This is a genomic window from Pseudomonas sp. SID14000 (genome assembly GCF_002165135.1).
In the GTDB taxonomy this organism is placed as follows: domain Bacteria; phylum Pseudomonadota; class Gammaproteobacteria; order Pseudomonadales; family Pseudomonadaceae; genus Aquipseudomonas.
Genome location: NZ_NFZQ01000030.1, coordinates 1 through 6,817 on the forward strand (window position 1 = coordinate 1; position 6,817 = coordinate 6,817).

A 6,817-nucleotide genomic window follows, 5' to 3' on the forward strand; every position below is an offset into this window, starting at 1 on the left:
ACCCGATTCACCGCCGTTACCAGTACGACCCGGCTGGAGAGTTGGTGCGAACCCTCGACAAGCTGCGGGGCGAGATCAAGTACGAGTATGAAGCGAACGGCCAGTTGCGCAGCCGCGATACCGGCTCGCTGGTAGGCAGCGAAGAATTCCGCTACGACCCGGCAGCCAACCGTCTGGACTTCAATGCGCGCCAATTTGACAAGGTCAGGAACAACCGGATCAGGCAGTGGCGGGACCAGGAGTACCGCTATGATCCTTGGGGCAACCTGATCGAGAAGCGCTCGGGGCACAGCAAGCTGCAGAGCTTTGCCTATGACTGCGAGAACCGGCTGGTGCGTGCCGAGACATTGGTCAATGGCAAGCTAGAGAGCCGAGGCGATTATCGCTACGACAGCCTGGGGCGGCGAGTAGCCAAGCAGGCGGAAATCAACGGCGAAGTCGAACAGAAGCGCTACCTCTGGCAAGGCTTGCGGATGTTGCGTGAGGAGACGCCGGGGCAGAGCATCCTGTACCTGTATGAGCCGGGCAGCTATGCGCCGTTGGCGCGGGTCGATCAGGCGGAAGGGGAAGAGCAGAAGGTCTATTACTTCCATACTGACCAGATTGGCACGCCGCTGGAGCTGACGGACAGTGATGGCAAGATCGTTTGGCAGGCGACGTATCGCTCATGGGGTGAGATAGAGCAGATAACCGTCAATAGAGTTGAGCAGAACCTACGTTTTCAAGGTCAATACTATGATGTTGAAACGGGAATTTATTATAATACTTTTCGTTATTATGATTCGCAAATAGGTAGGTTTTGCACTCAGGATCCTATTGGCCTCAATGGTGGTCTAAATTTATATCAATATGTCCCCAATCCACTATCCTGGATCGATCCTTGGGGGTGGATGCCATTTTGGAAGCCCTTGAAACCTGACGGTATGGGGCACCATCCGTTCCCCCGTGCTCATGCAAACACCCATGGGTTCCCAGAGCTAGGTACCAAGCTCGACTCGCCATCATGGTTCCCCAATGAGATTGAAGGTTCTGATAAGCTACATCAGCAATTCCATGACGCAATAAAGAAAGAAGGTGTACCGTTTAACAAAAAGTTTGAAGGGACGTCTGAAGAATTGGTTAAGAAGCTAAACAAGGCTTACGAGGGGTTCCCTCAAAAGGGCACGTTAAAAATTCCTCGTACCGGACAAGTGCTTGCGAAAGATGTAACTATTGGTGAGGCCCTAACTAAGTCGCTTGGCAAAGGCAGTGGTAACAATTCTGCAGGAGGATGCGGGTAATGAAACGGAGTGCGTTGATAGAGCTGTATGCTCCAGGAATAGTATTGTTTGATCCGGTACAATTTGCGGCTTTCATAAAAAGCAAAGGGTTAACAGATACAAATATCTTTAATGCTTTTTTGAAAGACGAAGCGCTTGGGCAGCAGGCGATTGAACAGGGAGTGGTTTTTCCTATATACCAAATTTCGGAGCAAGAATACTCTGTTTTTACAGAGTGTCAAAATGTGGGGGTGGATGATTTGCCTGAGCCGGTATTCGAGTATTCAGGACTTCCTTTGGTAATAGTTTCTGGTGTCCTGATTGTTTCGGATCTCAATGCGCTATTTGACTGGGATGAAGATTTTTTCCTAAATTACAAAGCCGAGTATGCTTCTCGACTTCCGAGTAATGATTATATTGATGTTGAGCCTGGTATTTATAGTTTGTCCATCAAGGGATATGCAGGGCTTCGTGAATATGGTTCGGAATACGGATATGGACTCGAGTTTATCTCTGCCCCAGTTCTGCCAGTAATTGCTGATGGTTCCGATGTGAGTCATCTTGATTTTGAACTGGTTGCTCGTTGAGTTTTAAAATGTGATTGAGCTGCTTGAGCTGGGCTGTGGTCGTTATTTTTCCTGATGATTTAATGCTTCGAGGGTGTAGATCTTTAAAAACATGATCGATTCAGTGGGGCTGATTTAGCCCCATTTCTTTTTAGTTATAAAGGCAAATGACCTGGGGCATTGGGTTTGTCCGATCTATTGACCGAGCCATAACAGCGATGACGGCCTGCCGCATACCATCATCGACGCGACCTACCAGTCCAAGTACCTACGGTAGAGCACCCTGGCACAGGTCGAGCGTTATCAGGACTGCTCGGGCAAGAGCACCTGGTACCGCTACGACGAACGCCAGCACCTGATCGCGGTGACCGATGCGCTGAACCAGACCACTTCGCTGGAACGCAAACCCGACGGTGAAGTGCTGCGCATCCATCACCCGGATGGCACTGCCGAACGCTTCACCTACAACACCCTCGGCCAGGTGCTGACGCACACTGATGGCAAAGGCCAGACCACCTGCCTGCAGCGCACCTCGCGCGGCTTGCCGAGCAGCCGCCAGGACGCCAAGGGCGAGTGGGTCCGTTACGAGTACGACAAGGCCCTGCGCCTGACCGCACTGGTCAATGAGAACGGTGCAGCCTACCGCTTTGCCTACGACGCTTCGGACCGCCTGAGCGAAGAAGTGCGGGTGGATAACCTGACCCGGCGCTTCGGCTACGACGCTGGCGGCCATCTGGTGCGCATGGACGAGATTGGCTACGGCGACAACGGCGAGCGGCCAGAGCGCAACACGCTGTTCGAACGTGATGCCATTGGCCGGCTGATGGCCAAGGTCAACCGCGATGCCCGACAGGATTTCGAATACGACGATGCCGATCGGCTGCTGAGCATTCAGCGCCAGCCGAGCAGTGCGGGCAAGCAGTTGGGCATCACCGAAGAGACATTGAGCTACAGCTACGACCTGCTCGGACGACTGACGCAGGAGCTGACCCCGGGTGGCGCACTGGACTATGAATACGACCCGCTCAGCAACCTGACCACATTGACCCTGCCGGATGGCCGCAAGGTCAACCACCTGTACTACGGCAGCGGGCACCTGCACCAACTGAACCTGGACGGCCAGGTGATCAGCGACATGGAGCGCGATGACCTGCACCGCGAGGTGTACCGGACCCAGGGCAAGCTCACCAGCTGCTTTGGCTATGACGCCATGGGGCGCAAGGCTTGGCAGTTTGCCTCGAACTTGCCGGCCGACAAGCTCTCGCAGGTGCACAACACCGGTATCAATACCTCGTTGCTGGTGGAGCATGCGTACAACCCGATCCACCGTCGCTATCAGTACGACCCGGCGGGTGAACTGGTGCGCACGCTGGACAAGCTGCGGGGCGAGATCAAGTACGAGTACGAAGCTAACGGCCAGTTGCGCAGCCGCGATACCGGCTCACTGGTGGGTAGCGAGGAATTCCGCTACGACGCGGCGGCCAACCGGCTGGACTTCAACGCGCGGCAGTTCGACAAGGTCAAGGACAACCGGATCAGACAGTGGCGGGATCAGGAGTACCGTTACGATCCGTGGGGCAACCTGATCGAGAAGCGCTCGGGGCATAGCAAGCTGCAGCACTTTAGCTATGACTGCGAGAACCGGCTGGTGCGGGCGGAGACATTGGTCAATGGCAAGCTGGAGAGCCGAGGCGATTATCGCTACGACAGCCTGGGGCGGCGGGTGGCCAAGCAGGCGGAGATCAATGGCCAGGTCGAACAGAAGCGCTTCCTCTGGCAAGGCTTGCGGATGCTACGGGAGGAGACGCCGAGGCAGAGCATTCTGTACCTGTATGAGCCGGGTAGCTTTGCGCCGTTGGCGCGGGTCGATCAGGCGGAAGGAGAGGAGCAGAAGGTTTATTACTTCCATACTGACCAGATTGGTACGCCGCTGGAGCTGACGGACAGTGATGGGAAGATCGTTTGGCAGGCGACGTATCGTTCTTGGGGTGCGATAGATAGTCTGCCAGCTAAGGATGTCGAGCAAAATCTACGGTTCCAAGGTCAGTATTTTGATGGTGAGACGGGGCTGCACTACAATACCTTCAGATATTATGATCCGGAAGCTGGGCGCTTTGCCACTCAAGACCCGATTGGATTGACAGGCGGGCTAAATTTATATTCTTATGCGCTCAATCCCATCAATTGGATTGATCCACTGGGATGGTCTGGTATAGACGGTAGCGGCCGTCCGCTATCTAGTTCACAATATAGCGTATGGACCAGTGTAGAGATGCCGCAAGAAATTCATGGCTCGAACAGGGGGCGCATTTCAAATATGCTAATGAAGAACTATACAAGCGGACACTACAATACCCTGAACTTAAGGCTGCTTTGCCCGCTGAAGTAGTGGAGCATATTCAGCCCGGCCCCAGAGGAGGCTTCAGTGACAGGAGCCCGCCAAACCACTCTTGGCACCATAATGCTCAGTCCCCTAAAGATATCGAGCTTATTCCGAGAGCACAACATCAGGCGAAGGGACCGGTGCAGGCCAGTTTGCACCCTAATCAAAAGGGTGGATTCAAGGCATTACAAAACACATCATGTTAAGGTGATTATGAGAACTTATAGCATACGGGAAGTCCTAGAGAATCTGGATAAAATGCCGGACTCTTGGTTCTATTTGCCAAACACAAGTTGGACCTTGGATACAAAGGGTGCATTTTCATTAGATAGTCGTGACTTTTCTCCAGATTCGACTGATTATCTCCCGCCGCAGGTAGCCAGTGAAGGGTGGATCGAAACACTAGATACGCCAATGATACAGGATGTAATTGATTATACTGATCAGCAACTTCCTGCTGCCACTGTTGAGGATTACTTTGAGGCCTTTAAGTATTATTTTGAGAATGATGCTTTTCTAGAGTTCTAGATGGCGAGATTTTGCTAATGGTTGTTTTGGGTGCGCGTTAGTTGAGATGTTTCTGCAGCAGTAATGATGGGAGTCTTGGCTATGAGGGTTCCTCTTCAAGAACTAGTGGGTAGTGTAAGTGTTAGGTAGAAAGCGCAGCTTAGGACGATCAAAGCTGCGCTTGTTGTACGAAATTTGACGTGTATTCTAAGGAGCAATCATCTCTCACTTAAATGCCCGCCGAACAGTGCGGGCAAGCAGTTGGGCATCACCGAAGAGGCATTGAGTTACAGCTACGACCTGCTCGGACGACTGACGCAGGAGCTGACCCCGGGTGGTGCACTGGAATATGAATACGACCCGCTCAGCAACCTGATTACATTGACCCTGCTGGATGGTCGCTAGGTCAACCACCTGTACTACGGCAGCGGGCACCTGCACCAGCTGAACCTGGATGGCCAGGTGATCAGCGACATGGAGCGTGACGACCTGCACCGCGAGGTGTACGGGACCCAGGGCAAGCTCACCAGTTGCTTCGAGGTGATCAGCGACATGGAGCGTGATGACCTGCACCGCGAGGTGTACCGGACTCAGGGCAAGCTCACCAGTTGCTTCGGTTGTGACGCGATGGGACGCAAGGCGTGGCAATACGCCTCGATGCTGCCCGCTGACAAGCTCTCGCAGGTGCACAACACTGGGATCAATACCTCGTTGCTGGTGGAGCATGCGTATAACCCGATCCACCGTCGCTATCAGTACGACCCGGCGGGTGAACTGGTGCGCACGCTGGACAAGCTACGGGGTGAGATCAAATACGAGTACGAAGCCAACGGGCAGTTGCGCAGCCGCGATACCGGCTCGCTGGTGGGCAGCGAGGAGTTTCGCTACGACCCGGCAGCCAACCGCCTGGACTTCAATGCGCGGCAGTTCGACAAGGTCAAGGACAACCGGATCAAACAGTGGCGGGATCAGGAGTACCGTTACGACCCGTGGGGCAACCTGATCGAAAAGCGCTCGGGACACAGCAAGCTGCAGAGCTTAGCTATGACTGTGAGAACCGGCTGGTGGGTGCTGAGACGTTGGTCAATGGCAAGCTGGAGAGTACTGGGCACTACCGTTACGACAGCCTGGGGCGGCGAATAGCCAAGCAGGTGGAAATCAACGGCGAAGTCGAACAGCATGGTAGTAGGGCTGGAAGGCTGTTCCATAATAATTTAATTAAAGACCTGAATGGTGCGCAAAGCAAAGCTCAAGCGCTTAGCGTGATCGATTCACATCACAGCAAACACATGAAGCTAGGAGCATGCTAAATGGACTATTATGATATTGATCGGTATGAAAAAGTTCATGTTTGGGTAGGTACAAATTTCTCTTCGGAGGATGAATATCTAAAGTATTTTGAATTGGACTATTCTGTGGATTTGGATGATCCAGCATATAAGGTTTGTGGGTTTTGCAAAGATATTGGTGTGAGATGGTATGACGAAGATTTCATAGGGATTATACCAAGAAAAGCGGAGGAAATGAATTTAGAGCAGATCTTGCTTGAATCTGCGGTTGATTCCAGTTGCATTGAGGATCTAAAGGCGGAGTGTTTGAGACTTGGAATTACTAAGGCTAATGCAATTTTCTGGTACTCTGATGGTGGCACGGTAATTTCCATGCCGCTAAAATCGAATTATAATGGTTTGAAGTATGTTGGGTTATATGAGGGCGAATAAGCTCGACGAAGGTCCAGAGGAACCTTGAATTGGCGCTGCGTCAACATTTTTAGTGTTTGGATCTGATTTTCGATGTGCGGTTATGTGTTGTTTTTAATTTAAAGTTTTTGTTGTGAGTGCTAGGGTGATAAGGATTCGATTTTTAATAACTAATAGTTTATTTGGCTCTGCCAAAGTATAGGTAGAGCCGATATTCTTTCACTGCATGTGCCGCCGGGCGCATCTACAACCCGCACGAACAGGTGTACCTGGTATGCACCGAGGGCGGCCACTACATCCTGCAAACCCTCGACAACCTGTTCTTCTACTTCGGCGAAGTGCCGGACACCAACAGCGAAGTGCCGCTGCAACGCATCGAAAACGCCCTCGGTCACTTCCTGC

4 protein-coding genes and 2 pseudogenes are annotated in these 6,817 nt (G+C 52.4%); all 6 read left to right on the plus strand.

The genetic code is table 11. The features are described from left to right. On the plus strand, positions 1-1,280 hold a 1,280-nt coding region (locus CAY82_RS24630; protein ID WP_140399137.1), incomplete at its 5' end, for an RHS repeat domain-containing protein. Further along, positions 1,280-1,846: a hypothetical protein gene (locus CAY82_RS24635; RefSeq protein WP_087503435.1), complete on the plus strand. Its 567-nt coding sequence runs from the start codon at positions 1,280-1,282 to the stop codon at positions 1,844-1,846. The genes CAY82_RS24630 and CAY82_RS24635, both read left to right, overlap by 1 nt. A 190-nt stretch (positions 1,847-2,036) precedes the next feature. Next, positions 2,037-4,034, plus strand: a pseudogene (locus CAY82_RS27180) (RHS repeat-associated core domain-containing protein); the annotation flags it as partial. A gap of 387 nt (positions 4,035-4,421) precedes the next feature. Further along, entirely contained in the window at positions 4,422-4,736 is a 315-nt protein-coding gene (locus CAY82_RS24645) for a hypothetical protein (RefSeq protein WP_087503436.1), read from the plus strand. Positions 4,737-4,937: 201 nt separating this feature from the next. Continuing rightward, a pseudogene (locus CAY82_RS24650) lies at positions 4,938-5,893 on the plus strand (RHS repeat domain-containing protein); the annotation flags it as partial. A gap of 132 nt (positions 5,894-6,025) precedes the next feature. Further along, complete coding sequence (locus CAY82_RS24655; RefSeq protein ID WP_087503437.1) at positions 6,026-6,436, plus strand: immunity 22 family protein; 411 nt, start codon at positions 6,026-6,028, stop codon at positions 6,434-6,436. Positions 6,437-6,817 lie beyond the last annotated feature (381 nt).